This is a genomic window from Glutamicibacter sp. NPDC087344 (assembly GCF_044744225.1).
Taxonomy (GTDB): domain Bacteria; phylum Actinomycetota; class Actinomycetes; order Actinomycetales; family Micrococcaceae; genus Glutamicibacter.
Map to the genome: position 1 here is coordinate 1 of NZ_JBIUXY010000002.1, position 26,336 is coordinate 26,336.

At 66.4% G+C, this 26,336-nt stretch carries 14 protein-coding genes; 13 read left to right on the forward strand and 1 reads right to left on the reverse strand.

The window, feature by feature from the left end; translation table 11 throughout:
- Positions 1–487 precede the first annotated feature (487 nt).
- The 4 genes from ACIOWL_RS03060 (at position 488) to ACIOWL_RS03075 (ending at position 3,941) form a co-directional block, all read left to right on the forward strand.
- On the forward strand, positions 488–688 hold the full coding sequence (locus tag ACIOWL_RS03060; protein ID WP_400381552.1) for a helix-turn-helix domain-containing protein: 201 nt from the start codon (positions 488–490) through the stop codon (positions 686–688).
- 342 nt (positions 689–1,030) lie between these two features.
- On the forward strand, positions 1,031–2,053 hold the full coding sequence (locus ACIOWL_RS03065; RefSeq protein WP_400381555.1) for a sugar diacid recognition domain-containing protein: 1,023 nt from the start codon (positions 1,031–1,033) through the stop codon (positions 2,051–2,053).
- 70 nt (positions 2,054–2,123) lie between these two features.
- Entirely contained in the window at positions 2,124–3,290 is a 1,167-nt protein-coding gene (locus tag ACIOWL_RS03070; RefSeq protein ID WP_400381558.1) for a glycerate kinase, read from the forward strand.
- 114 nt (positions 3,291–3,404) lie between these two features.
- Complete coding sequence (locus ACIOWL_RS03075; RefSeq protein WP_400381561.1) at positions 3,405–3,941, forward strand: hypothetical protein; 537 nt, start codon at positions 3,405–3,407, stop codon at positions 3,939–3,941.
- Positions 3,942–4,145: 204 nt separating this feature from the next.
- On the opposite strand, the gene ACIOWL_RS03080 is transcribed toward ACIOWL_RS03075, so the two are convergent.
- Complete coding sequence (locus ACIOWL_RS03080; RefSeq protein ID WP_400381564.1) at positions 4,146–4,331, reverse strand: hypothetical protein; 186 nt, start codon at positions 4,329–4,331, stop codon at positions 4,146–4,148.
- A gap of 781 nt (positions 4,332–5,112) precedes the next feature.
- On the opposite strand from ACIOWL_RS03080, the gene ACIOWL_RS03085 reads away from it, so the two are divergent.
- From ACIOWL_RS03085 to ACIOWL_RS03125, 9 genes are read left to right on the forward strand one after another with little or no spacing between them, the layout of a single operon-like run.
- A complete protein-coding gene (locus ACIOWL_RS03085) occupies positions 5,113–5,784 on the forward strand; it encodes an isochorismatase family protein (protein ID WP_400381567.1) in 672 nt (223 codons plus the stop codon).
- 5 nt (positions 5,785–5,789) lie between these two features.
- On the forward strand, positions 5,790–6,536 hold the full coding sequence (locus ACIOWL_RS03090) for an SDR family oxidoreductase (protein ID WP_400381570.1): 747 nt from the start codon (positions 5,790–5,792) through the stop codon (positions 6,534–6,536).
- Positions 6,537–6,591: 55 nt separating this feature from the next.
- The gene (locus ACIOWL_RS03095; RefSeq protein ID WP_400381572.1) at positions 6,592–7,767 is read left to right on the forward strand and encodes an isochorismate synthase MenF; all 1,176 of its coding nucleotides are present in this window, start codon (positions 6,592–6,594) and stop codon (positions 7,765–7,767) included.
- Complete coding sequence (locus ACIOWL_RS03100) at positions 7,764–9,401, forward strand: (2,3-dihydroxybenzoyl)adenylate synthase (protein WP_400381575.1); 1,638 nt, start codon at positions 7,764–7,766, stop codon at positions 9,399–9,401. Before ACIOWL_RS03095 ends, ACIOWL_RS03100 begins: the two co-directional genes overlap by 4 nt.
- A gap of 11 nt (positions 9,402–9,412) precedes the next feature.
- Positions 9,413–10,753 carry a lysine N(6)-hydroxylase/L-ornithine N(5)-oxygenase family protein gene (locus ACIOWL_RS03105; protein ID WP_400381578.1) on the forward strand — a complete coding sequence of 447 codons (1,341 nt, stop codon included), beginning with the start codon at positions 9,413–9,415 and terminating at the stop codon, positions 10,751–10,753.
- Complete coding sequence (locus ACIOWL_RS03110; protein WP_400381580.1) at positions 10,750–11,001, forward strand: phosphopantetheine-binding protein; 252 nt, start codon at positions 10,750–10,752, stop codon at positions 10,999–11,001. The genes ACIOWL_RS03105 and ACIOWL_RS03110 overlap by 4 nt, the downstream gene beginning before the upstream one ends.
- A gap of 42 nt (positions 11,002–11,043) precedes the next feature.
- Positions 11,044–14,268, forward strand: coding sequence for an AMP-binding protein (locus ACIOWL_RS03115; protein WP_400381583.1), 3,225 nt, complete (start codon positions 11,044–11,046; stop codon positions 14,266–14,268).
- 42 nt (positions 14,269–14,310) lie between these two features.
- The gene (locus ACIOWL_RS03120; protein ID WP_400381586.1) at positions 14,311–22,311 is read left to right on the forward strand and encodes a condensation domain-containing protein; all 8,001 of its coding nucleotides are present in this window, start codon (positions 14,311–14,313) and stop codon (positions 22,309–22,311) included.
- A complete protein-coding gene (locus tag ACIOWL_RS03125; RefSeq protein ID WP_400381588.1) occupies positions 22,311–26,318 on the forward strand; it encodes an amino acid adenylation domain-containing protein in 4,008 nt (1,335 codons plus the stop codon). The genes ACIOWL_RS03120 and ACIOWL_RS03125 overlap by 1 nt, the downstream gene beginning before the upstream one ends.
- Positions 26,319–26,336: the final 18 nt, after the last annotated feature.

The following is a 26,336-nucleotide window of genomic DNA, read 5'->3' on the forward strand; positions in this document are numbered from 1 at the left end:
CTTGATGGTTTGGTGTCGGTAAGCGGTCTCGATGAAGCAGGAACTAGACAGCATCAGGCTACTTGAAACCTGTTTGCATAGGTTCTAGAGAACGGCTTCTCGATCATCACTCCCACCTTTTGAGGTACTTTCACTGTACTGACGATTCCTATGTCTGAATTAGGCGCGGTCTGGAGAGTGGCCATGCATTTTGATCATAGGGAGATGTAACGCGGGAGGCTTGAGGAGCCTGGGTGCATCACCGGAAAAGAGCCTGCCAGTTGCCCTCATGGTTGCAGTGGCCTTGATCCGCGGGCCAAGTAGTTCTCTCGTCGAGGACGCCGGCCGTACCGATGTCACTGTTTGCGGGATCATATGCGATGCGGGGTGCACGCCAAGAGGCATTACGTCTTCCGGATATTTGACGTAGTATCCGAAAAAGGTAATAGGATTTGTTGTATCCGAATATCGGATGAGAGGTGCGAGAGTGCACGGGGAAATCAGAGAGATGGCCGATCTTGGGAGAGCCGTGGCTGCACGGAGACGAAATCTGGGGCTCAATCAGACTGAAATGGCCGCCGAGCTCGGGCTTACCCAACGGTACGTGAGCGAACTAGAGACTGGGAAAACGCGCAGCCTGAGCCCCAAAACTTTTGACACTTTGGATCAGCTCGGTATCCGGCTTTCGTTTAGGACCTTCGATGAGTGAGCTCTCCGTATTCGCCTGCGTCCCATTCTCAGGCCGTGCGGCGTCGCCAACGAGTTAGCCTATTTCTCTGAGTGAACGAGGTGTTTTCGGTGCCCAGCCTGAAGTATTGAAGTAACTTGAGTGGCTCGATTTGCCGGTGCGCAGAATTCCTTTGTCGAGCGGTGTCGGCGAAGTGCCCGGAAAGTGAAAACTCCCGTTGGCTAAAGCCGACGGGAGTTTACGATCATCACTCGCACCTCAAGGAGGTGTCTACGACATTACCCCTCAACTCTGTGTGCAAGCTTGGTTCCAGCTCCACGTAGCCAAAAGACGTGTGGTCAGATGGTCGGTAGACTACCAATCATGGCGCAGAAGGCAACCGGAAAACTTACCCACACGGTGGCGCTGCGCGTTGTCCAGACCATTGCCCCGCGCATCGACTATCCGCTGAACATCATGGATGAGCGCGGAGTGATCATTGCATCTTCAGATCCGAAGCGCCTAGGGAATCCGCATCCGGATGCGCTCAAAGCCCTGGGTGAGAATCGGACGATCTTCACCAGTCGGGCCGACTCCGCATCCGGACAACAACCTGGAGTGAACGTGCCGCTGTACCTTGACGGTACGTTGCAGGGGGTCGTGGGCGTGACGGGTGCACCCAACGAGGTTGCGCCGCTGGCGCAGTTGATTTCACTGACCGTGCAGTTGCTGTTGAGCCAGCAGGAAGAGCATGTTCGCAGCGCGGTGCGAACCACGCAGATCAGCGAGCTGCTTTCCAGTTTGGTGGCGGGGACGGCGACGGGTGATGCTGTTGCGGTGCAACTGAAAAAACTTGGTTTCGCGCCACCTTGGTCGCTGAGTTTGTTTGCAGGGGAGAACCTCCCAGAACCCGATTCGCGTCATGCGACGCTGAACATCAATCAAGTGCGGTGGGTCTTGGCCACCGGTCCGCTGCAGGTTCCACCGGCACTGCGCGCCGTGTGCGGCGCCGCCCGTGCAACAGCCGAGGATCTGTTGGTTGATGCCGAGAATCTCAGTACCCTCAGCGGCTTTCCGACTCTGATCCCGCGCGCCGAGCAAAGCGGGTTGTGGAATGAAGAGCTGGCGCTGGCCACCGCCAGGGTGCCTGAGGCGTACTGCCGTGCACTGGCTCGGCGTACCGCCCTGATCAGCGACGAGCACGCACGAACCTTGCTGGTGCTGGCTTCCAGCGCGACGCAGGCCGAGGCCATCGACCGCCTGGCGATTCACCGAAACACCATGATTCAGCGGTTGGAGCGGATCCTGCAGGTGACCGGGAGTGATCCACGTGTTCCCAGTGAGCTGTTATCCCTGCTGAACTCCGTTTACTCTCGAATCAGACTGGGTGAATTGCACATATTCTAGATTCAACAATCACCTAATTATGGAATATTGCCTATAGTATTTGAGTCGAATGCTCCCTAGGCTTGAATCTATGACCGCGACACAGAACTCAACACCAACCGCTGCGCTACACATCGCAGTGGTGCCGGATTCATTCAAGGGCAGCGCCCGCGCCAGCGAGGTCGCTGACGCAATCAGCGCCGGATTCGTTGCCGGGGCGCGCAGCCTGAAACGTGAGGTTTCGGTGACCGCGGTGCCTTTTGCCGATGGCGGGGAGGGAACCCTTGAAGCCTTGATCGACGCGTGGGGGACCGAAGCAATACCTGTTCTCACCACCGACGCTTTGAACCGGCCGGTTACTTCTCGGTTGGGGCTTTCCGCAGATGGAAAAATTGCCGTGGTGGAAGCTGCAGAGGCCGCTGGACTACCCCAGGTTGCCGATGCGCCACGTCAGCCACTGTCCGCCACCACCTATGGACTTGGCGCATTGGTCCTCAAAGCGCTGGACCTGGGGGCGCAAGAGATCATTTTGTGTTTGGGTGGTTCGGCCACTACCGATGGCGGTACGGGCCTGCTTTCTGCCTTGGGTGCCAAGTTTTTGGATGCCGAGGGGCAGCAGCTGCCTGCCGGCGGCGGTCCGCTGAGCGCCCTTGACCGCATCGACACCAGCGGGCTGGACCCGCGAGCCGCGGAAGTCAGCTGGCAGATCGCATGCGATGTCACCAACCCGCTGTTGGGGGACAATGGTGCCGCCGCCATCTTCGGTCCGCAAAAGGGCGCATCTGCGCAGGACGTCAAGACCCTGGACCAAAGCCTGACCCGCTTGGCTGACGTGCTTGAAGCGGCGACCGGGCGTGGACTGCGCGCCGAGGAAGGCATGGGTGCCGCCGGCGGTTTGGCGGTCAGCCTGGGCAGCTACTTCACCGTGGATCTGGTTCCCGGATGGGAACTGGTAGCCAGGGTGTTGGATGCTCACCGCATCATGGGCACCGCAGATCTGGTCATCACCGGCGAGGGACGGCTGGATTCACAATCCTTGCAGGGCAAGGTGGTCTCCGGGGTGCTGCAGGCGGCCGGGGGAGATGTGATTGTGATTGCCGGTTCCCTGAGTCTGGGCGACCAAACTCTGGCTGAAGCCGGAATCCTGGCAGCATATTCAATTGCTCGCGGGCCGGCTGAGTTATCGCAGCTGTCTTCCGAGGCGTTGAGCCTGCTTGAACAGACCGCATTTAGTGTGGCGCGAACCTACCTTCACTGATCCGCTGGTCCCAGGGCGGCCGCGGGCGCTTCATACCGCAGGCCTAGACTGCGCTGGCGGGAGTTCGAACCGTGCTCCGAGGTGCAGGCAGGCAACATTTTCTAGGCTGGAAGCATGCCCAAGAAAAAGTTCTTCACCGCCGCCGCCCTGACCGTTCCCTTTGCCCTGATGCTCACTGGATGCAATGTAACCGAGCTGACCCAGGACAACTACGACAAGTCTGCGTCGAAGTCCGCCAGCACCTCGGAACAGGGAGTCGCCGAGGGGTTGTTGCCTAACTGGGTCCCCGCCGGCGGCACCGAGGTGAAACTCGAACAGCGCACCACAGGCAGCGAACGATTGATGGTGATGAACTACTCCGGTGCACTGCCCACCGAGCAATGCACACCACTGAGTTCTACGGGCGCACCTACCGCCAAGGAACTGTCCGCTGCCTACGCCACTGATCAGCGCAGCAGGGGGTGGGAAGTTAGCGATGTGGCCACGTCGCCAACTCTCGAGGCGGACTGGTGGCCGCAGGATGCTCATCAAGCGACCACACAGCTGTGCGGGCGCTGGTGGGTCCACCAAGATGGCGGAAAACTGTACGCCTTCGCACCGGATTTGCTTTCGGTCACGACGCAGATCGAGAAACAACGCGAAAACGCGTAGCCGCCAGAGCCTGTGCTGGAACACCAATGCTGAGGCCTCGTCCGCATGGTCACGGCGCCAGCGAATAGTAGATGGAAATGTTGCCGGCGAGTCTGCGATCTTGCGGACAAACAACCGCAATCAAACTGTTCGAACTGCTAACGAAATCATGTGCATTGAACCCGGGGCCTATTCTTGAGTCCGGAATCGCTCGGCGTGTGATGCCTAGTCGGTCTTGGTTGCGAGCTCGACGATATGCTCGGGAGTTTCCCGGCCGAGTCTCTTATCGAGTTTCACGATCAGGGCTGCTTGGCGACGCCTGACCTCAGCCATAATCGCGGCGTCATTAGGATATTTGTATTGGACCCGAGGAGGCTCGTTTTTCTTCTCTGGCGCCGAATTATTGTCCATGAGATTCACCTTCCTCGTCGCCTGCTGACTCGATTGTACTGCTGCTCATCGGGGTCTGCATGAGGCCGAGGTGAACTGGGGTGGGCCGGGTGTGATGTCCGTTCTTCGGGCCTGGCTGAGTAATCGGTGACTTGGTGAACCGCTGGATGTACTCCCAACTGTTCGTCGGCTCGCGGATCAGTTGCTTGCCTTTGATGGTTGCCCTCATTGTCTGGTGTGTGGACAGGTTTCGTAGTCATCTGCGGTCATACGCGGCAAGAACTTCTGGGGAGCATCCGGAGTCAACGGCATCCAGCTGGCTTCGGAGAGAATCTAAGGCAATGTTGTCGTTTGGCACTGTGCACTATGCGCAAGCGGCTCGATAAGGTTCGAACGTCACCCGGAATTCAATAGCATCGGCCTCCTGACCAACCCCGAATCTGCGCGAAATTCTTCAATCACGCCTTGGCGTTAGCTGGGAATCTGGCTGTCCGACTTGCAATAGAAAATGTCTGAAGCGTCAATTAGGTTACGCAAGCTTTGCGATATGCGAAGCGCTTAACCTGCCCTGCGGGAGCGTCTGGAAAACGCGAGTAGTATGCACTTTTTATGGAAACTATTTTGATGTATTTAAAATACACAAAACAAGAATATTTTTCGAACCGGATGCACAAGACGTGATGTGGCGACAATGAAGTGCACCACACTTGGCCGCCTTAGAGTACATGCTCATTGCTTAATTAGGTAAGCCTCATGTAACGTAGCGGATCGTGGCTGTTCAGGCCGCACCCGAAGTACTTACATGAAAGGTGATGTAGTGGGACTTCCCTCGATTCCTGGATATCGATTGCCGCAGCAAGAGCTGCCGGAACCTCGTGTAGCTTGGAAGGCTGATGCGCGGCGTTCGGTACTGCTGATTCATGACATGCAGCGCTACTTCATCGACGCCTTTGCGCAGGATGATGAGCAATCCCAGATTCGGGTGGCGCTCAGGAACATCAGCGCCTTGCGCGAGATGGCCGATAAGGTCGGGATCCCCGTGGTGTACACCGCGCAGCCACCGAACCAGACTTCAGCTGACCGGGCGCTTCTCACCGATTTTTGGGGCGAAGGACTGAGCGACGACGGTCGGGAAGAAGTCATTGAAGAACTTGCCCCACGCCCCGAAGACCTGGTTTTGACCAAATGGCGCTACAGCGCCTTCGCTCGGACAAACCTCCAAGAATGGATGCGTGAAGCCGGCCGAGATCAGCTGCTGATCACCGGCGTCTACGCGCACATCGGATGCCTGACCACTGCGTTGGATGCATTCATGCGTGACATCCAGCCGTTCTTCGTGGCAGATGCCCAAGCCGATTTTTCCCTTGAAGAACACCAAATGGCGATCAACTACGGGTATGGACGCTGCGCTTGTGTAGCCACCTCGGCCTCGATCATGGATCAGATTCACTCGCAGCTGGCCGTCGCCCGGTGAACCCGGTGACCGACAAACCATTGGTGGTTCTCACCGGCGCCGCCGGCGGTATCGGAAGCGCCGTAGCCGCCAAGCTGCGAGCCTCGGGTTACGAGGTGTGTGCCACGGACCTTTCCGGAGAAAACGTACTCACTGCCGATCTCACCACCGAGGCGGGGCTTGCCGACCTGGAATCGGAAATCCAAGCGCGAATTTCCGCGGGGAGCAAACTCACCGGACTGGTGAATGTTGCCGGAATCCTGCACCCCGGGAAGCTGCTGGACCTGCAGCTCGAGCAGTGGGAACAGATGCAGTCGGTGAACTCGCGTTCGGTTTTCCGCATCACCCAATTGGTTGCGCGCCTGATGATCAACCAGCAGTCCGAAGATCCGCAGAACACCCGCGGCATCGTGACGGTCAGCTCGAACGCCGGACGGACCCCGCGCTACGGGCTCGGCGGATATTGCGCCTCCAAGGCCGCCTCGACGATGCTCACCCGCTGTTTTTCGTTGGAACTTGCCGCACACGGCATCCGCGCCAATGTTCTCAGCCCCGGTTCCACCCGAACCGCGATGCTCGCCTCCATGAACGGCGAAGCCGAGATGATCAAAAAATCAGTTGCCGGAGACCCAGAACGTTTCCGGAACGGCATCCCGTTGGGGCGGATTGCCGATCCGGAAGACATCGCCGATTCAGTTGAATTCCTGTTGTCTCCCAAAGCCAAACACCTGACCGGGGTCGAATTGACCGCCGACGGTGGAGCAACCATCTGAAAGCCTGCTCGCAGCTGCATACCCCCGAATTCTCTATCCCTGAGGACGCCTGACCATGAACTCCCAGCTTCTGGAAAGTCATCATACAAACCATCGTGCCGACAGCCTGCCGGCCGAGACGAGCCAGGACATACGTTTCAGGTTCGCCTCGTATGGCCGAGCCCTGATTGGCCGCGGCGTTGCCACCACCCTGGATCCCCAGCAGGTCAAGAACCTGGGTCTCGGACCGGCCGCGCGCCAGCTGTTGGCCAACCAAGCTCCGGGCAGCATCCTGGCCGGTGTGGTGCCATTCGACCGTTCCGAAGACCCCTACCTGTTTGTCCCGCAGGATGTCCAAGAACTCTCGATGCGCGAAATGGCACACCTGAGCTACCCGGAACCACAGGTCACCGAGGTGATTGGCGAATACAACACAAACTTCATTTGTGCCGTGGGGGCCGCCATTGACCGCATCACCTCCGGCAGCGTGGACAAGGTAGTCCTGGCCCGCACCCTTGAAGTCTTCGCCGCCCAGCACTGGGATCCCGAAGCGGTCTGGCATACGTTGTACCAGCAGAACCCCGCCGGTCACAGCTTCGTGGTCGACCTGCCGGAAAATGGCGGGAGCATTGTCGGCAACAGCCCGGAATTGATTGCCGGGGTGCGCAACGGGCAACTGACCAGCCACCCGTTGGCTGGATCGGTTCCGCGTATGGGGGACCCGCTCGAGGACCAGTCAATGGCCGCCGCGCTCTCCGACTCACCGAAAAACCTGGCTGAGCACAAATTTGTGGTGGAGCACATCGCCCAAGCCCTTGGCTCGGTGGCCAGCAACCTGCTGGTGCCCTCCCGTCCGGATCTGCTGCCCACCGGCCAAATGTGGCACCTTGGCACCTTGATCCGCGCGGAACTCAACCAAGGCCTGGGCGCTTTGGACGCGGCGCTGGCGATCCACCCGACCCCGGCGATCTGCGGTTCGCCAACCACAGTGGCCCAGCATCTGATCAAGGAACTGGAACCGGTTTCCCGCGGATTCTACGGCGGTTTGGTCGGCTGGATGAACCAGGACGGGGAAGGCGAGTGGGCCCTGCTGCTGCGCAGCGCCATGCTGAACACCAACCGCGCCACGCTGCATGCCGGAGCGGGAATTGTTGCCGAATCCGACCCATTTGACGAACACAGCGAAACCGCGGCCAAGTTCCGCACCATGCTCTGCGCCCTGGGCGTTGACACCGCAGAAAGTCGAGTATGAAGCAGCCAACCACCATCGATGACCCCATGCTGGATGGGGTGACCCCCTACCCGGCCGACTTCGCCGAACGCTACCTGGCCCAAGGGTACTGGTCGGATCGCACGCTGGACGGGATCTTGCGAGACACCGCCGCGCGCCGGGCAGATCACCCGGCCGTGATCGACGGGGAACGCACCGTGAGCTACGTTGAACTGGTCAGCCGCATCGACGTGTCGCAGGCTACCTTGGCCGCGCGCGGCATTGCCGCCGGGGACCGCGTGATCATCCACGTGCCCAACGTGCTTGAGTTTTTCGACGCCGTGTATTCGGTCATCTCCCTGGGCGCCATTCCGGTGTTCTCCGTGCATTCGCACCGGGCCAGCGAACTGGAGCACCTGGCCGTCTCCAGCGACGCGGCGCTGCTGGTGACCAGCCGGCAGATCCCCGGGATAGACCCGCGACAATTTGCCGTGGAACTGGAGAACCGGGTTCCCTCCTTGCGTGTGGTGTATGCCGAAGACCTCTACGAACAGGGCCTGGACCTGCTGGGTTCCGGGTGGGAAGTCTCCCGCACCGGCTGCCCGCGCCCGGCCCATGCCGCGGCCTTTTTGCAGCTCTCCGGAGGCACCACCGGCAAACCCAAACTGATCCCCAAAACCCACCGCGACTACGCCTATTCCTTTGAACGCTCGGCGCAGATCTGCGCCCTGGATGATGAGACGGTGTTCCTTTCCGGGATTCCGCTGGCCCACAACTTCGCGGCCAGCTCCCCGGGATACATGGGTGTGTTCGCCACCGGCGGCACCGTGGTGTGCGCGCTGGATGGCAGCCCGGAACGAGTTTTTTCGTTGATCGCCGCGCACCGGGTCACCGCGGTGGCGGCCGTTCCGCCGCTGGCGCTGGCGTGGCTGAACTCCGCCCAGAAGCACCGCCACGACCTCTCCAGCTGGCAGCTGCTCCAGGTGGGCGGGGCCAAATTGGCCCGCGTGGTGGCCGAACGGGTCCACCCGGAACTTGGCTGCACCCTGCAACAGGTGTTCGGGATGGCCGAAGGGCTGGTGTGCTACACCGGCCTGGACGACGAGCTGGAAACCATCGTTTCCACCCAGGGCAAGCCGATGAGCGACGCCGATGAGGTGCTGGTGCTGGACGAGCAGGGAAACCCGGTCCCCGACGGCACCCCGGGAAACCTGTGGGTGCGCGGCCCCTATACCTTCCGCGGGTACTACAACAACCCGCAGGCCAACGCCGCCAGCTTCACCCCGGAAGGTTTTTACGGCTCCGGGGACATTGTGGTGCGTGATTCCCGCGGATACCTCACCGTGGTGGGACGCACCAAGGACGTGATCAACCGCGGCGGCGAAAAGGTCAGCCCGGAACAGATCGAAGCGGTGCTGCTGCGCCACCCGGCGGTGCACGACGTGTCGGTGATCGGGGTGCCGGACGAGGTGCTGGGTGAACGCACCCACGCCTACGTGGTCCCGCGGGATCACTCGACCCCCACCCGCGCCAAAACCCTGCGCGCCTGGATGCGCACCGAACACCTGGCCGAACACCACATCCCGGACGTGATCACCGTGGTTGATGAACTGCCAACCACCCATATCGGCAAGATCAGCCGCAACACGCTGCGCCCCGGCGCCACCGAAGCATAAGGAGAACCCCCATGAGCCACACCGAGGGAATCGTCGAACAAGCCTATGACGTCATCGGCCTGGGTTTCGGCCCCAGCAACATGGCGTTGGCCATCGCCATCGACGAACACAACAAGGCCGCCGGGCACGGGCAAAAACTTCACACGCTGTTCCTGGACCGCGCCAGCGAGCCGGGGTGGCACAAGAACCTGTTGTTCGAGGACGCGAGCATGCAGGTGGCCTTCGCCAAGGACCTGGCCAGCTTCCGCAACCCCACCAGCGCGCTGACCTTCATGAACTTCCTGCACACCCAGGGGCGCCTGGCCGACTTCTTCAACCGCGGGTCCATGGCGCCGCTGCGCATCGAATTTGTCGCCTACCTGCGCTGGGTGGCCGAACAGCTGGCCGACTACGTGCAGTACTCCAGCGAGGTCGTGCGGGTGGTCCCGCGCACCAGCGGCGGGCGGATCACCGGCTACGAGGTGGACATTGCCGATGAGACCGGGGTGCGCACCGTGGCGGCCCGCCACGTGGTGCTGGCCGGCGGCCTGCAGCCGGTCTTCCCCGCCGGGGTGCGCTCCGGCGCCCGGGTCTGGCACAGCGCCGAATTCCTGGAGCGGGTGGCGAGTCTGGATACCGCGGCGGTCCGCTCCGTGGCGGTCATCGGCGGCGGGCAGAGCGCCGCAGAAGTGATCGAGCAGATGTACCACCGCTGCCCGCAAGCCCAGATCCACTCCGTGATTTCACGCTTCGGGTTGATCCCTTCCGACGCCTCCGCCTACGCCAACCGGATTTTCGATCCGCTGGCCGTGGACGAGCAGTACGACGCCGACCCGCAGGTGCGCCAGGCACTGACCGATGCCCACCGCAACACCAACAACTCGGTGGTCAACCCGAACACCATCGCCGCGCTCTACGACCTGGAATACCGGGATAAGTGGTTGGATACCCAGCGGCTGAACTGGCACCGGGCCGCCCGCATCACCTCGGTGAAGGAAAACTATGAGACCCCCGGGGTGCAGCTTGAGGTCGCCGAGGGGCTGGGGGATGGCCCCGGGCAGCTGGACGCCGACGTGGCCATCTTCGCCACCGGCTACCGCTCCTTGGACCCCACCACCTTGCTGGGCAGCCACGCCGGCATGCTGGTGCGCGACGAGCAGGGCCGGCCCACCGCCCGCCGCGACTACAGCGCCCACACCGTCCTGCCGGACGACGCCAAATTGTTCCTGGTGGGGCAGACCGAACACCAGCACGGCATTTCCGCCACCCTGCTCTCAAATGTGGCGGTGCGCGCCGGCGAAATCCTGCACTCGATCCTGGCTGCCGGGCATACCGGCGCCCAGCCAACCGAAACCCGAAAGGCCCACGCATGAGCGCCGAGCTGAACGAATCGCACCTCACCGAAGCCGCGATCCTTGCCGAGGTGGCCGCCAGCACCGGGTTGCCGCTTGAAGAAATTGAACCCGGTGATGCCCTGGCCGACCTGGGTCTTGATTCGATCCGCCTGATGAACCTGGTCGAAACCTGGCGTGCGGCCGGAGCCGGGGTGGATTTCCCCCGGCTGGCCGCCAGCCAGAACGTTGAAACCTTGGTCGCCACCGTGCTGGGCACCCTTCGTTAATACCGGCACGTCAACACCCCGCAGCCCCCTGAAGGACCGAATATGAGCCTGGCCCCCGACACCGTGCGCACCCTGGCGCTGACCGATGCCCAACTGGGTATGGTCCACGCCGAACTTGCCGCCCCCGACACCGCCGACTTCGCCGTCGGCGACGCCGTGGTTTTCCGCGGCGAGATTTCAGCCGCGGCCCTTGCTGGCGCGGTTCAGCGCACCCTGGCCGAGGTCCCCTGGCTGGGATGCCGATTCGATCCCCAGGCGCTGGTCCTGGTTCCCGGCCAGAGGCCGGCCAGCGCCCCCGGGGTGCTGCCGGGAGCGGCGCGCCAGGCGGTCGACGACCGCGAGCTGGCGCAGCAGCTGCGCACCGGCTACCTGCCGCGGATCACCCTTGAGGGTGAACTGCTGCGCGAGCAGCTGCTGTTCAGCTCGCTGGATCACGATGAGCAGCCGCTGGCCGTGTGGGTGCTGGCCGCCCACCATATCCTCACCGACGGGTACGGCATCACCCTGCTCGCCCGCCGCGTCACCGAACACTACACCGCCCTTCTCACCGGTGTTGAGGTAAGCCGGAACCCGTTCACCGAGCCGCAACAGGTGCTTGAGGCCGAGGCCGCCTACCAGGGTTCCGCCGCGCATCAGCGCGACCGCGCCTACTGGCACGGGCGGCTTGAGGCCCAGGACTACCGTCCCACCCGGCTGGCCTCGCTGCTGGGGGCCGCCGGGCAGCGTCCGGATACGACGCAACGCACCCGGCTGCGGCTGGCCGGACGCCCGCTGTCGCTGGGCCGATTTTCCACTCGGGTGACCGGAACCTCAGCGACCTGGGCCGATGCGGCGATTGCCGCCCACGGCCTGCTGGCCGCCCGGCTGACCGGCTCCACCGAGGTGATCCTCGGCCTGCCAGCCATGAACCGCACCGGCGCCGCCGCGTTGTGTCCGGTCCCGACCATCAACGTGTTGCCGTTGGCGCTCACGCTGCGCCCCGAAAGCACCGTGGGCCAGCTGCTTCAGTCCGTGGCCGGCGCCCGCGCCGAGCTATCGCGGCACGGGCGGTACCGTTCCGAACAGCTCATGCGAGATCTGCGCCTGGTCGGGTCGGACACCACGCTGACCGGCACCGAAATCAACATCAAGGCCTTCGACGTGCCGTTCGCGGTGCCCGGCGGCACCGTGGCGCTGCACGCACTGTGCGAGGGGCCGGTGGATGACATCTGCCTGAACCTGCTGCCGGATGCGGCCGCCGGAACCCTCACCGCGGTGCTCACCGCACCGGCCGGAACCCTGGCCGCCGCGGATGGCGCGGCGCTGCTTGAAAGCTACGGGCTGCTGTTCGAGCAGCTCGCCACCGCCGATGAGCAGACCCGGCACGCGGCCCTGGAGCTTGCCCCGGCGCACTCGCGTGCGCCGCTGGCCGGCGCCCCGGCGGCACAGGAGAACCCGCCGGTGCTGGAAGAACTTTTTGCCGCCAGCGTGGCGGCGGCCCCGGAGGCCGCCGCGATCACCTGCGAAGGGATCACCCTCAGCTACCGGGCGCTGGCCGCCCGGGCCGATGCGATCGCCGCGGCCCTGCTGGCGGGGAACCCGGCCCCGGGTGCCTATGTGCTGATCGACCTGCCCCGCGGCATCAACTACGTGGCCGCGATCCTGGGGATCGCCAAGGCCGGAGCCACCAGCGTGCCCCTGGACCCCAACGCCCCGGCGCAACGCAACCAGCGGATCGCCGCCCGGCTGGCCGCCGTGTCCGCTCACCGGCCGGTGGTGTTGTCCACCGCGCCGGATGCCTGGCCCGAACACCAGGTGCTGGACCTTCAGCGGCTGCCAGCCGCCACCAGCCCGGTGCCGCTGGCGCCGGTGGCGCGCACCACCCCCAGCTACCTGCTGCACACCTCCGGATCCACCGGGGAACCCAAGGCGGTGGTGGTCTCCCGCGAGGCATTCGCCTCTTGGGCCAGCTACCACCGGCACGCCGGATTCCTGGGCGCCAGCGGGGAAAAGATCGCCCAGTCGCTGCCGCTGCACTTCGACGGTGCCTGGTGCACGCTGATCGGCGTGGCCCTGGGCCACCACCTGCACCTGATCACCCACGAGGTGGCCCGTGACCCGCAGGCGCTCGCCGCTAAGGTGCGCGAACACCGGATGACGTGGATGGACATGACCCCGTCGCTGGCCGCCCCGCTGCTTGAGACCGGGGTGTTCGCCCCGGGCACCAGTGTGCGCCGCCTGTCCGTCGGCGGCGAGGGCTGCAGCCAGGTGCTCTGGGAGAAACTGCGCGAGCTGAAGCACCTGGTGGTCGAAAACCTCTACGGCCCCACCGAATTCACCGTGGACGCGCTGGTTGCCGACGTCACGGACAGCGCCGACGTGGTGGTCGGCCGCCCGCTGAACGGGCTGAAGGCCATGGTGCTGGACGCCGCCTTGCGTCCGCTGCCGCCCGGGCTGCCCGGGGAGCTGTACCTCGCCGGTCCCCAGGAAGCCACCGGCTACCTGGGCCAGAGCGCGGTCACCGCCTCACGCTTTGTGGCGGACCCGGCGGGCGACGGGAGCCGGATGTACCGCACCGGGGACCGGGCGGTGCGCGGCCACGACGGGCTGCTGCGTTTCCTGGGGCGCGATGACGGCCAGGTGAAAATCCGCGGCTACCGCATCGACGTCGGCGAGGTGGAAACCGCGTTATCCGCCCTGCCCGGCATCGGCCATGCGGTGGTGCGCGCCCGCGGCCAGCGGCTGCTGGCCTGGGTGGTGGTGGCAGGTGCCGCCGGCGCCGCGCTGGCCGGGGACCCGCAACGCTGGCGCGCCGACCTGGCGCAGGTGCTGCCCCCGCAGATGATCCCGCACGCACTGGGCACGATCCCCCAGCTGCCCTTGGGCAGCACCGGAAAACTTGATGAGAAGCAGCTTCCGGAACCGGCCGCCGCCACCGTGGCGCCCAGCGCGCTGGGAAGCGCCGTGCAGCACGCCGTGGCCGCCGCCATGGCCCAGGCGCTGGGCCAAGAGGCCGACACCCTGGGAGCGGACTCGGACTTTTTCGCCGAGGGCGGGGACTCGATCACCGCGATCGCCCTGGTTTCCGCGCTGCGCCAGGCCGGCTACAGCAGCTCGGTGGGGCTGGTGTTCTCCCAGCGCACCATCGCGTCAATCGCGCACACCGCCAGCGTGCTCAGCGACGAACCCGCCCCCGCACCGGTGGATACCCCGCAGCTGGTGCAGCTCGACGAGGCGGCCCGCACCCGGCTTGCCTCCATGCTCACCCGCCGCCGCCCGCGGCGCTAACCTCTTTGCCCTGCTTTCCCCCTGCAGCCCTAAGGACCCCCCATGACCGAGCTGACCCGGCCCGATACCGCCATGCCCGAAAACTCCGGACTAGAAGACACCGCTGGCGCCGAAATTTCCTGGTGGCCCACCACCGCGCTGCAGCGCGGCCTGGTAGCCCATACCCTGATGCTGCAGCCGGATACGGCAGACCCCTACATCGGCCAGAGCGCGATCCAGCTTGCCGGTGCCCTGGAAGCGGCCGAAGCCCGCGCGGCCACCCTGAACCTGCTGCGCCGGGTGGAGAACCTGCGGGCCGGTTTCCTGCTCGACGAGTCCGGGGACCCGGTCAGTTTTGTGGAGGCCTTTGAGAAAGAACTCCTTGACCGGGTGTTCCGCAGCGGAAACGACGCCGGGCTGCTCGCGGCCCAGGACCTGGCCGAAGGTTTCGATTTGGCCGACCCGCCGCTGCTGAGGGTTGCTTTCGCCAGCACGGGAGGCGACGCACACCGCCTGATCATCACCGCGCACCATACCGTGCTCGACGGCTGGTCCATGCCGCTGCTGCTGGGCCAATTCTTGCGCGAGGTCGCCTCGCTGCGCGGCACCGCGGTCCCGGCAGACCTGCCGGCCGCCAGCGGAGACTACGCCGCGCACCTGGGCTGGATCGCGGCGGCCCCGCGTGAAACGGCGAGCGATTTTTTCGCCCAGTCGCTTGAGCATGCGCAGACCGGCCCGCGCCCGCAATTCCTGGTGGACACCCCGGCCGGCGGCAAGCGGCGCACCGTGCAACGCCGGCTTCCCGAAGCGACGGTCAGCGCGCTGGGGGCGGTGACCCGCGCCAACGCGCTGACCCCGGCCGCCGCGCTGCGCACCGCGTGGGCGTTGGCCGCGGATTTTGTGGCCGGGACACCCGGCAACGTTTTTGCGGTTCCGGTGGCGCTGCGCGACCCCAACCGCCCGGATGCCCAAAGCGTGTGCGGCATGCTCACCGAGACGGTGCTCACCGCCGGGGACTACCACCCGAACCAGAACCCGCTGCAGGTGGCGGTCGCCCACCAGCAGTGGTGGAACCGGTCGCTGGAGCACCAGCACCTGGGGGTCCCGGGCATCGAGCGCGCACTGGACGCCCAGGGCGAATTGGCGTGGTCGCTGCTCAGTTTCGAGCCCAGCTCCCGCACCGATTTCCAGATCCCGGGGCTGGATGCCAGCCTCACGGCAACCACCGACTCAAGCCACTACCCGGTGAACGTGCACGTGCGCGCCGGTGCGCGGTGGCAGATCGAACTGGAACACGACTCCCGCCTGCCGGATCAGGTGGCCGATACCCTGATCGAGGCGCTGGTGCAGGCACTGACCGCGCTGGCCGACGGGGAGCAAGCCGCCTCGGTTGCGGCACTGGAATTGATGGACGCCCGCCGGGTGCTGGACTTCGAGAACTCCGGGCAGCACTACGATGGGCAGCAGCCGCTGCTCCCAGAACTTTTTGCCCGTCAGGCAGCCGCCACACCGCAGGCAACCGCCCTGGTCATTGGCGGCACCCGCTACAGCTACACCGAACTTGACCGGTTGGCGCAGCACACCGCCACGGAGCTTTCCGCGCTGCTCGCGCGCAGCACCGGGAAACCGATCCTCGCCGTGCGTTTGCCGCGCACCGTTGAGATGGTGGTGGCCCACCTGGCCGCCCTGCGCAGCGGCATCACCCTGATGGTGCTGGATAACGCGTGGCCCGACGCCCGGGTGCAGCGCGCACTTCAGTTGGCCGGCCCCGCACTGATCTGGGATGCCCGGGGGCTTCGCGCCATCCAAGCGGATACCGGTACGGAAAACTCGCCGGCCCCGGCCGCCGCGGCGCCGCAGGCCGCGAGCACCGCGGGGATCGTGTTCACCTCCGGCTCCACCGGGGAACCCAAGGGGGTTGCCGTCCCGCACCGCGCGCTGGCCCAGCTTTTCGCGCGCCAGCAGCGTGAGCTGTATCCGGCCGGGCGCACCCTGCAGGTGGCGCACACCTCCGCCTTCCACTTCGACGCGCACTGGGATGCGTTCCTTGCGCTGTTCGCCGGGCATACCCTGCACGTGCTGCGCGAAGACGAATACCTGGACCCGTTCGCGCTGGCGGATTACGTCGCCGCGGAACGCATCGGCTACCTGGATTTCACCCCCACCCTGTGGAATGCGGTGATTTCAAGCGGTGCGCTGAGCACCCTGCCGGAAATCTGCGTGGCCGGCGGCGAAGGGTTCCCGGCGGACCTGTGGACCCGCATGGGGCAGATGGCCGCCGAATCCGGCTCCACGGTCTACAACCTGTACGGCCCCACCGAGGCCACCGTGGATGCGTTGGCCGCCTCGGTAGCCGACTCGCAGAGACCCGTGGTGGGCCGCCCGGTGGGTGCCACCGGTGCGCTGGTCCTGGACTCGATGCTGCGCCGGGTGGCCCCGGGCACCGTGGGCGAGCTGTACCTGTCCGGCCCGCAGCTGGCCGACGGCTACCTCTCACGCAGCGCGCTGACCGCGTCGCGTTTTGTGGCCCACCCCTTCGCCCCCGGCGAGCGCCTCTACCGGACCGGCGATGCCGCCAGCTGGGGCGAGAATGGGCAGCTGGTGCTGCTGGGGCGGACCGATGAACAGATTTCCCTGCACGGGGTGCGTATTGAACCGGGAGAAATCGAGTCGTTTTTGACGTCCCGGGATTCGGTGCGACGGGCCGCGGTGCGCAAGGTCACCGACCCGCGCCTTGGCGAACGGCTGGCCGCCTGGGTGGTGCCCGCGGATCCGCAGGCGGTGAATGATCCGCAGCTTGCCGCCGAACTGGCGGCGGCCTGTGCCGCCGGGCTGCCGCGCGCCATGGTTCCGGCGGCGGTGGTGTTGCTTGAGGCGCTGCCGGTGACCGGCAGCGGCAAACTTGATACGCGTGCCCTGCCGGCCCCGAATTTTGGTGCGGCCGGGGTGCCGGTTGCGGGTTCCGCCGCTGATTCCGCGTCGGGGGCTCCCAGCGTTGAACTGGCTCCCAGCGTTGAACTGGCTCCCAGCGTTGAACTGGCTCCCAGCGCTGAACTTCAGGCCGTGCTGCAGGCGGTGACCCAGGTGCTGTCGCTGCCGGAGCCACCGGCCGCCGGTGAACGCTTGATGAGTTTGGGCGGGGACTCGATCGCCGCGATCCAGCTGGTTGCGGCCCTGCACCGTGCCGGGTACTCCACCTCGGTGGCGCGGCTGCTGGCTGCCGGCTCCCTTGCGCAGATGGCGCAGGAGCTGCAGCCGGTGTCCGCGCGCCCCGCCGACGGTTCGGATGCCGGCTCCCGGTTGGAGTCGTTGGGTGCGCCGCGGCTTGCCGCGTTGGCCGCCCAAGCCGCGCAGGTGGGTGCCACCGCGGTGGATGTGTGGGAGCTGACCCCCACCCAGCTGGGTATGGTGCTGCACCACGAGCGCGAGGCCGATGCAACCTACCAGACCACCACCCGGTGGCGGATTTCCGGGGCGCAGGTTCTGCCTCAGGCCGCGGCGGTGGCCCGCGCCTTGGATACCCTGGCCGAGCGCCACCCGCAGCTGCGGGGGATCGTGTTCCAGCATGATCTGCCAGCGCCGCGTCTTGCCATTTTGGATTCAGCCCGCTGGCAGCTGTCCACCGTGGATTTGCGCGCCGAGCTTGATGTGCCGGGGGCGGTACGTGCCGAAGAAGCGGCGCTGCGGGCCGCCCCGATGGACCTGGCCACCGGCCCGTTGGCCCACGGGAGGTTGCTGCGCACCAGTGAAACCAGCTGGGAGCTGGTGCTGGTCATGCACCACCTGCTGGTGGACGGCTGGTCGACCGGTCTGCTCACCGAGGAACTTGAGTCCCTGTTGCGTGGCGAGCAGTTGCCTCAAGCGCAGAGCATGACCGGGTACCTGCACTGGTTGGCGTCCTTGGAATCCGAGTCCGCGGCGCTGGAGGAATCCTGGGCCGCCGAGTTCGCCGGGTTCGGCGCACCGAGTTCCCTGGCCGCCTTGACCCGACCCGCGCAGGGGATTGTCCAGGCCACCGCGTACCTTGAGGCGTCGAGCACCCAACGGCTGACCAGCCTGTTGCGTGAAAAGGGTTATACCCTGGCCGATGCCGCCCAGGCCGCCTGGGCCAGCGTGCTGACGGCCGTGACCGGGACCACCGATGTGGCGCTGGGGGCGACCCGTTCGGGCCGCGATGCTCCGGTGCCCGGCATCGAGTCCATGGTGGGCATGCTGATCACCACTGCACCGGTGCGGTTGCGCCCTCGGGCGGGGGCCGACGCGGTCCAGCTGCTGGCTCAGGCGCGACGGCAGAATACCGAGCTGGCCCGCGCCGCCCACCTGGGCATGGGGCGGATCAAGTCGGTGCTCGGGGCCGAACCTTTTGACACCCTGCTGGTGGTGGAGAACTATCCACGGCGTGAAGAGAATGCCTCCGGTGAGCTTGAGGTGACCGCGTTGGGCGGGGAAGACGGGACCAACTACCCGGTCTGCCTGAGCCTGACCCCGGGGCAGGAATTGTCCTTGGAAATCGAACTGGCTGGCGGCGATCCGCTGACCGCCGCGCTGTTGGCCAGCGCGGTGCGGGTGGCGTTGGCCTCCCTGGCCCAGGGAATCCAGCCGCAGCCGCAACAGCTCGGGGTGCAGGGGTTGGCTCAGCAGTTGGCCGCCACGGCAGCCACCGCTCCCGGTGATTCCGCGCGGCAAGCCACTGCCGGTGACCGCGTTGACAGCGGTGCCGCTGAAAGGACCGTGTCCGGCGCGGAGCACGAACGCATCGACTTGGTGGCGCAGGCCATCGCGCAGGTGCTCTCATTAACTTCCGTGGATCCGGCCCGGGACATTTTTGCGCTGGGCGCGGATTCGATGTCCGTGATCGCGTTGATCGGCGCGTTGCGGGCGCGCGGTTTGGTGATTTCGCTGGGCGAGATCTACCGCAACCCCACCGCCGCGGCCCTGGCCGCCGCAGCCACCGACGCCGTGGAGCGCGGTTTTGCCCAGCCGGAAGCCAACGGCCCGATGCAGCCTACCGCGGCGCTGGGATGGTACACCGGCCTGCTGGAACGCACCGGGGCCAACGGCCGCGGGTTCCAGCAGCTGCGGGTGCTGAACGTGCCGGCCGGGCTGGAGCCGGCACGGCTGCGCCAGGCATTGGCGACCCTGGCCGAACGCCATCCGGCGCTGCGCCTGAAGGTTGACCGCAGCGGGGCGCAGGTGCAGCCCACCGGTGATTTCCAGCTGGCGACGGTGGCTGAAAACACCTCCGAGGATGAATTCACCCAGGTCCTGCGCACCGCCTGCCTGGGGCTGGATGAACAAACCGGGAAGATCTGCACCGCGGTGTATCGCCCGGCGGCCACCGGGTACGGCCTGCTGGCGCTGGCGATCCATCACGTGGCGGTGGATATCTACTCCTGGCGCCTGCTGACCGAGGACCTGCGTCTGCTGGTGGCCGGCGAACAGCTGCCGCCGGCCGAGCCGAGCTTGCGCGCCTGGTCCGCCGCGGTGCATTCGGCCGCCGGAACCCTGGCCGCGGATCAGAACCTGGCCGGACGCTGGCTGAAGGTGCTGGAACCTGCCGGGAACCTGCGGTACACCGATGCCGGGTCATTGGGCACCCTGGCCGCGACCACCGAGGTGGTGCACACCCTGGATGCCGCCACTACCGCCGGATTGCTTGCCCTGGGTGAAGGCTGCGGGATGGACACCGTGCTGTATGCCGCGGTGGCCGGAACCCTGCCGGAAACGGCCGGTGTGGTGCTGGAAGCCGAAGGCCACGGCCGCCCGGCCGGCACCCGATTTGCCGATGCCCGCGACACCGTTCAGGTCGGGTCAACCGTTGGCTGGTTCACCGCGACCTGGCCGCTGCGCCTGTCCGGCACCGCCGGCGCGCAGCCCGAAGCCTGGTTGCTCGCGGCCCGCAGCGCCGGTGCGAGCCTGCCGGCGGATACCGCCAGCTACGGTTTGCTGCGTTACCTGGGCGCCGACTCGCCGCTGGCGGCAGCCGAAGCCCAGGCGCCGGCGCAGCTGCTGATGAACTACCTTGGGCGCGATACCCTCGCCGAAGGCCCCTGGCAGCCGGCCGCGGATGCCGCCGCCCTGGAAAGCGCGCTGGGTCTGCACCACGAGTTGCCGGCCACCCACCCGGTGGAACTGAACGCCTATGTCACCGACGCCGCCGACGGCCCGCACCTGGTGCTGCGCTGGCAGCTGGCGGCGGCGAACACCGCCGGTGCGAGCCTGCCGGAAGCAACCCGTGAAGCCCTGCAGCAGTTGGCCGCGGTGCGGCCGCAGGCCACCGGAGCCCTGCATGACGTGGTGGGCTTGGGCGAGGCGGAACTGTCCCGGTTGCTGGCCGAACGCCCGACCGCCCAGGGCATCTGGCCGCTGACCGGGGTGCAGCAGGCCATGGCGGTGCACGCCGCCTCCGCCCCGAGCGATACCTACCTCTCCTTGGCCGGGCTTGAACTGTTCGGAGAGGTTGACCCGGCCACACTGCGCCAGGCCGCGGCGGCGCTGACCGCCAGCCACCCGCAGCTGCGTTCAACCGTGTACTGGCCGGAAGGCGCCGCCCCGGTGTATGTTCCGCTGGCCTCATTGGCCCCGCAGGTCGCTGTGCGTTCTTGCCCCGGTTTGGAGCTGGCGGCCCGCACCGAGCTGGCCGATCAGGCCCGCGCGGAGCATATGGCTCGGGCGTTCGACCTTGAGTCCGGACCGCTGCTGCGCCTGGAACTGATTGATTTCGGGCCGCACCCGCTCACCGGCGAGCCGCACAGCCAGCTGATTGTGGCCAACCACCACCTGCTGCTTGACGGCTGGTCCATCCCGCCGCTGGTGGATGAACTCCTGGAGCACTATGCCCGGGCCGCCGCCGGGGAACCGGCCGTGCGCGAGGTCCACCCGGCCCAGGGCGCCTATGACGTTTTTGCCCGGGCCTTGGCCTCCCGTGACGACACGGCCCAGGTCGAGCAGTGGCGCCAGTCCCTCTCCGGGGACCGCCCGGGGCATGTGCTGCGCCACCGCGACACCCAGAACACCGCACTTCCCACGGTGATCGGCCACGAACTTGGGGCGCACCTGCACACCGCGCTGGCCAAACGGGCCCGCAAGGCCTCGGCCACGGTAGCCGACGCGGTCAATGCCGCCTGGGCGCTGGTGCTCGGCGGGCTGCTTGAGACCGATCACCCGGTCTACGGCACCGTCAGTTCCGGGCGCGCCATTCACGTGCCGGGCATGGAAACCCTTCCGGGCATGTTCATCGACACCCTGCCGGTGGCGGTGGACCTGGATCAAAAGGATCCGCGGGCGCTGCTGCGCGCGGCGCACACCGCCGGTGTGAGAATTGTTGAATCGGCCGGGGTTCCGCTGGCGCGGATCACCGGGGCGCTGGGAGTGGGGACCCTGTTCGATACCCTGCTGGTGGTTGAAAACTACCCGCAGACCGACGCCAGCACCCCGCCCGGCGCCCCGCGGCTGGGCCAGATCGAAGCCCAGGACGCCACCGAATATCCGCTGTCCGTCAGCGTCTCGGTGGGTGAGAGCCTGGAGCTCGAACTTGAATACGGGGCAGAGATCCCGGAAACCTCGGCCCGCCAGGTGCTCTCCGCCCTGGTGGTAGCCCTTGAATGCCTGGCCCTGGGCACCGCACTGCCGGTGCTGCGCGGCGTTGTGGAACAGCGTTTGGCCCCGGTGCGTGAAAGCCTGGCGCAGACCCAGGCGCAGCTGAGAACCAGCAGCGCCGAGGGCGCCGCGGATACGGCGGCGCTGGACGCGGTGACCCGCGCCTTCGCACAGGTCCTATCCCTGCCGCACGCCGAGGCGCAAACCAACTTCTTCGCCGCCGGCGGAGATTCCATGGCCGCCATGTCGCTGCTCACCGCGCTACGCCAGGCCGGCTACAAGGTGGCGATCTCCCAGGTCTTCGCCAACCCGGTGGCCACAGAATTGGCCGCCGTGGCCCAAGCGCTGGAAGAACCTGCCGCCGAACCAGCCAAGCCACCTCACGCGGCACCCGCCGCGCAACCCATGATCACCCTGGATGGGGCCTCGATGGCCTCGCTGACCAACCTGTTGAGGGGAAACTAGTGACCACACCAACTACCGCCGAGGCCCAGAACGCCGAGCCGGAAATCATCGACGTCCTGCCACTGGCCCCTTTGCAGAACGGCCTGCTGTTCCACGCACTGGCCGATCCGGAAGCACTGGACGTCTACACCATGCAGTCGACCTACCGTTTCGCCGCACCGGTGGATGTGGCCGCGCTGCGCACCGCCTGCGCCAGCCTGCTTGAACGCCACCCGATCCTGCGTGCGGGTTTCGCCCACGAGCAGTTCGACACCCCGGTGCAGTTCATCCCGGCGTCGGTGCCGTTGCCGTGGCGTGCCCTGGACTTCTCCGGCTCGGAGCAGGCTAAGACCGAGCTCGAGCACCTGCAGGTGGATGAACGCCAGCAGAAGTTCGAGATGAGCCGCCCGCCGCTGATCCGGTTCGCCTACGCGGACCTGGGCGCCGACGGCGGGGCGCTGGTAGTCACCAACCACCACATCCTCATTGACGGCTGGTCCGATGCGCTGCTGGTCACCGAACTGCTGCGCCACTACCGTGCCGGGGGAGTCGATTCGACACTCGCCGCGCCTGCCCAGTTCCGCAACTACCTGCAGTGGCTAGCGGCCCAGGACGCCCAAGCCGCCCGCGGGATCTGGCGCGACCAGTTGGCCGGACTCACCGGCGGCACCCTGGTGGCACCGGCCGCCGCCCAAAGCGCCGCGGTGCTGCCCGAGGTGGTGGAGCAGGATTTGCCCGAAGGACTAACCGAGCAGCTGATCACCCTGGCCCGCACCGCCCGGGTCTCCATCAACACCGTCTACTCGCTGGCCTGGTCGCTGGCGCTGCGCCAGCTGACCGGGCAGGATACCGTGGTCTTCGGGTCCACCGTTTCCGGGCGCCCGCCGGAACTGGCCGGGGTGGATGAAATGATCGGCCTGTTTTTGAATACCGTGCCGGTGATTACCGAAATCGACCCGCACACCAGTGTGGCACAGCTGCTGCGTGCCGTGCAGACCCGCCAGGGTGAAAGCCTGCAGGCCCAATTTGTGGGGTTGTCCACCATCCAGCAGGACGCCGGAATCGGCACCCTGTTCGACACCCTCTACGTCATGCGCAACACCCCGGAAGACGACGACGCCCTTGAAACGCTCAGCGCGCAGACCGGGCTGCTGGAAATCGAGGGCGGCGATGCCACCCACTACCCGCTGACCTTCATCGTGCATCCGGGGGACACCTACCGGCTGATCCTGGCCTACCAGGGGGAGCAGTTCTCCGCCGCGGCGGCCGGCGCGCTGCTTGACTCGGTCTTCTCCATCCTCGCCGCGCTCGCCGCGCATGCCCACGCGCCGCTGGGCACCGCCTTGGCCGCCATCACCACCCAGGCTTCTGCGCTCAGCACCCAGGCGCTGACCGGCACCTGGCGTGAACTGGGCACGGACTCGCTGGTGTCGCTGCTGCAGCGCACCGCCGCCAGCTACCCGGACCGCCCGGCGCTCATCGACGGGGAGAACACCCTCACCTATGCGCAGCTGTGGCGTGAAATCTCATCGATTGCCAGCTGGCTTCAGGCCCAAGGCCTGGGCCCGGGTTCCACCATCGGATTGGGGCTGCCGCGCGGAAACCGCACGGTGGCGGCGATTTTCGGGGTCATGGCCGCCGGCGCGGCCTACATCCCGTTGGATGCGGCCTACCCGGATGCCCGGGCGGCCAAGATGTTCACCACCGCCGGGGCGGACGCGGTCCTGCTTGAACCGGGATCGGCCCGCGACGCGCAGGTGCTGGGCTCATCCGGCGCCCGGGTGCTGGTGCTCGATGAGGCCGCGGCCACCGGCCACGCCGGGGCGGATGCGCACACTCTGCACCCGCAGTATTCCCACGCGGACACCGCCTATCTGATGTTCACCTCCGGCTCCACGGGGGAACCCAAGGGAGTTTCGGTACCGCACCGCGGACTGGTGAACATGTTGGCAAACCACCAGCGTGAAATTTTCGACCCGGCCATCGCCCGGGTGGGCGAGCGGCCGCTGGTCATCGCGCACACCGTGTCCTTCGCCTTCGACATGTCCTGGGAAGAGCTGTTCTGGCTCATCGAGGGGCATACCGTGCACGTGCTGGATGAGACGCTGCGCCGCGATGCCGCGCAGATGGTGGATTACCTGCGCGCCGAATCGGTCGACGTCATCAACGTGACCCCGTCGGTGGCCAGCGCGCTGCTGGCCGAAGGCCTGCTGGCGGTCGGCGAGCACCACCCGGCGCTGGTGCTGCTCGGCGGCGAAGCGGTCGGTGCCGAGGTCTGGGATGCGTTGCGCGCAGATGGCACCTGCGAGGGCTACAACCTCTACGGCCCCACCGAATACACCATCAACGCGCTGGGCGCCGGCACCGATGGCAGCCAGGTCCCGGTGGTCGGCGGGCCCATTGAAAACACCAACGCCTACGTGCTGGACAGTGCGCTGCGTCCGGTGGCCGATGGCGCCCCGGGAGAGCTGTACCTGGCCGGGGACGGGCTGGCCAACGGCTATGTGGCACGTCCCGCGCTCACCGCCTCGCGGTTTGTGGCCAACCCCTTTGGGGCGCCGGGCAGCCTGATGTACCGCACCGGGGATATTGTCTCCCTGGATTCCACCGGGCAGCTGCTGTTCCACGGACGCTCCGACTCGCAGGTCAAGATCCGCGGTTACCGCATTGAACCCGGGGAGGTGCAGGCGGTGATCGCCGCCGATCCGCGGGTTGGTTCGGCCGCCGTCCTGGCCCGCCGCATGCCGCAGGGAAACCTCGCCCTGATCGCCTATGTGGTTCCGGCTTCCGCCACGGAGGATGAGGATGCCAAGGCACGGTTGATCGACGCGGTGCGCGCCCGCGCCCGCCGCGAACTGCCGGACTACATGGTCCCCACCCACCTGGTGCTGATCCAGAAGCTGCCGCTGACCCCGAACACCAAACTGGATGTGGCAGCGCTGCCGCTGCCGGCACCGAGCGTCGGGCGCGCTCCGGCCGGCAGCGCCGAAACCGCCGTGGCCGAGGTGTTCACCGCGGTCCTCGGGGTGGATAGCGTGCACGCCGAAGACGATTTTTACCTGCTGGGCGGGGACTCGCTGAAGGCCATGCGCGCCATCTCCTTGCTGCGCTCACGTTTTGAGACCTCGCTGACCGTCGGCACCCTGGCCGCGGCCCCCACCGTTGAGCTGCTCGCCGCCAAACTCTCCGCAGGCAGCGATTCCTCCTTTGACGTGGTGCTGCCGCTGACCCGCGGCACCGGTGCCCCGCTGTTCTGCTTCCACCCGGCCGGCGGGCTGGGCTGGAGCTACGCGGCCCTGGCCGGACACCTTGGCCGAGGCCGGGAAATCATCGCGTTGCAGTCCCCGCGGCTGACCGGCCAGGGACCGCGGGACATGATTGCGCTGCGTGATCTGATGGTTGAACAGATTCGATCCCTGCACCCGCACGGCCCCTACCACCTGCTGGGTTGGTCCTTCGGGGCGCACCTGGCCCACATGGTCGCCGGGGAACTGGAAGCCGCCGGGGAGCAGGTGCTCACCCTGTCGCTGCTGGATGCCGACGCTCTCACCGTGGAACCCGTGCAGGGTCCGGCCCCGGATGACGCCGCGGGCCTGGAACAGGATGCGTTGAACTTCCTGCTGGCCGGGGCGCTGCGTGAACTTCCTCAGTGGCTCGTCAGCCCGTACCAGCGGGAGGACGTGCTGGAGTTCCTGGCCGAAGCCGGGGGAGTGTGGAGCCACTTCGCCAGCGACAAGCTGGAGGCCATCTTGGATTCCTACGGCTACAACGTCGGGGTGCTGCCCGGTGCCAAGTATGTTCCGGTGCAGGCGGACACCCGCCTGTATACCGCAACGATCACCCGGCACGGGGTGTCGGCCAGCGATCCGCAGCGAAGCGCGGCTGGATGGGCCGCGCACAGTGCCGGGAAGTTCTCCGCGCAACTGGTTCAGGCCGGGCACCACGAAATGACCACCCCGGCGGCCCTGGGCGTTATCGGCCCGCAGCTGCGCGAGGACCTGGCGGCGGCCGAGGCCGCGCAGGCCTGACACCGGACCGCATCCGAT

Excerpts from the sequence above, each read along its gene's own strand:
- ACIOWL_RS03060 (WP_400381552.1), top strand. The coding sequence starts at position 488 with ATGGCCGATCTTGGGAGAGCCGTGGCTGCACGGAGACGAAATCTGGGG.
- ACIOWL_RS03065 (WP_400381555.1), top strand. The coding sequence starts at position 1,031 with ATGGCGCAGAAGGCAACCGGAAAACTTACCCACACGGTGGCGCTGCGC.
- ACIOWL_RS03070 (WP_400381558.1), top strand. The coding sequence starts at position 2,124 with ATGACCGCGACACAGAACTCAACACCAACCGCTGCGCTACACATCGCA.
- ACIOWL_RS03075 (WP_400381561.1), top strand. The coding sequence starts at position 3,405 with ATGCCCAAGAAAAAGTTCTTCACCGCCGCCGCCCTGACCGTTCCCTTT.
- ACIOWL_RS03080 (WP_400381564.1), bottom strand. The coding sequence starts at position 4,331 with ATGGACAATAATTCGGCGCCAGAGAAGAAAAACGAGCCTCCTCGGGTC.
- ACIOWL_RS03085 (WP_400381567.1), top strand. The coding sequence starts at position 5,113 with ATGAAAGGTGATGTAGTGGGACTTCCCTCGATTCCTGGATATCGATTG.
- ACIOWL_RS03095 (WP_400381572.1), top strand. The coding sequence starts at position 6,592 with ATGAACTCCCAGCTTCTGGAAAGTCATCATACAAACCATCGTGCCGAC.
- ACIOWL_RS03100 (WP_400381575.1), top strand. The coding sequence starts at position 7,764 with ATGAAGCAGCCAACCACCATCGATGACCCCATGCTGGATGGGGTGACC.
- ACIOWL_RS03105 (WP_400381578.1), top strand. The coding sequence starts at position 9,413 with ATGAGCCACACCGAGGGAATCGTCGAACAAGCCTATGACGTCATCGGC.
- ACIOWL_RS03110 (WP_400381580.1), top strand. The coding sequence starts at position 10,750 with ATGAGCGCCGAGCTGAACGAATCGCACCTCACCGAAGCCGCGATCCTT.
- ACIOWL_RS03115 (WP_400381583.1), top strand. The coding sequence starts at position 11,044 with ATGAGCCTGGCCCCCGACACCGTGCGCACCCTGGCGCTGACCGATGCC.
- ACIOWL_RS03120 (WP_400381586.1), top strand. The coding sequence starts at position 14,311 with ATGACCGAGCTGACCCGGCCCGATACCGCCATGCCCGAAAACTCCGGA.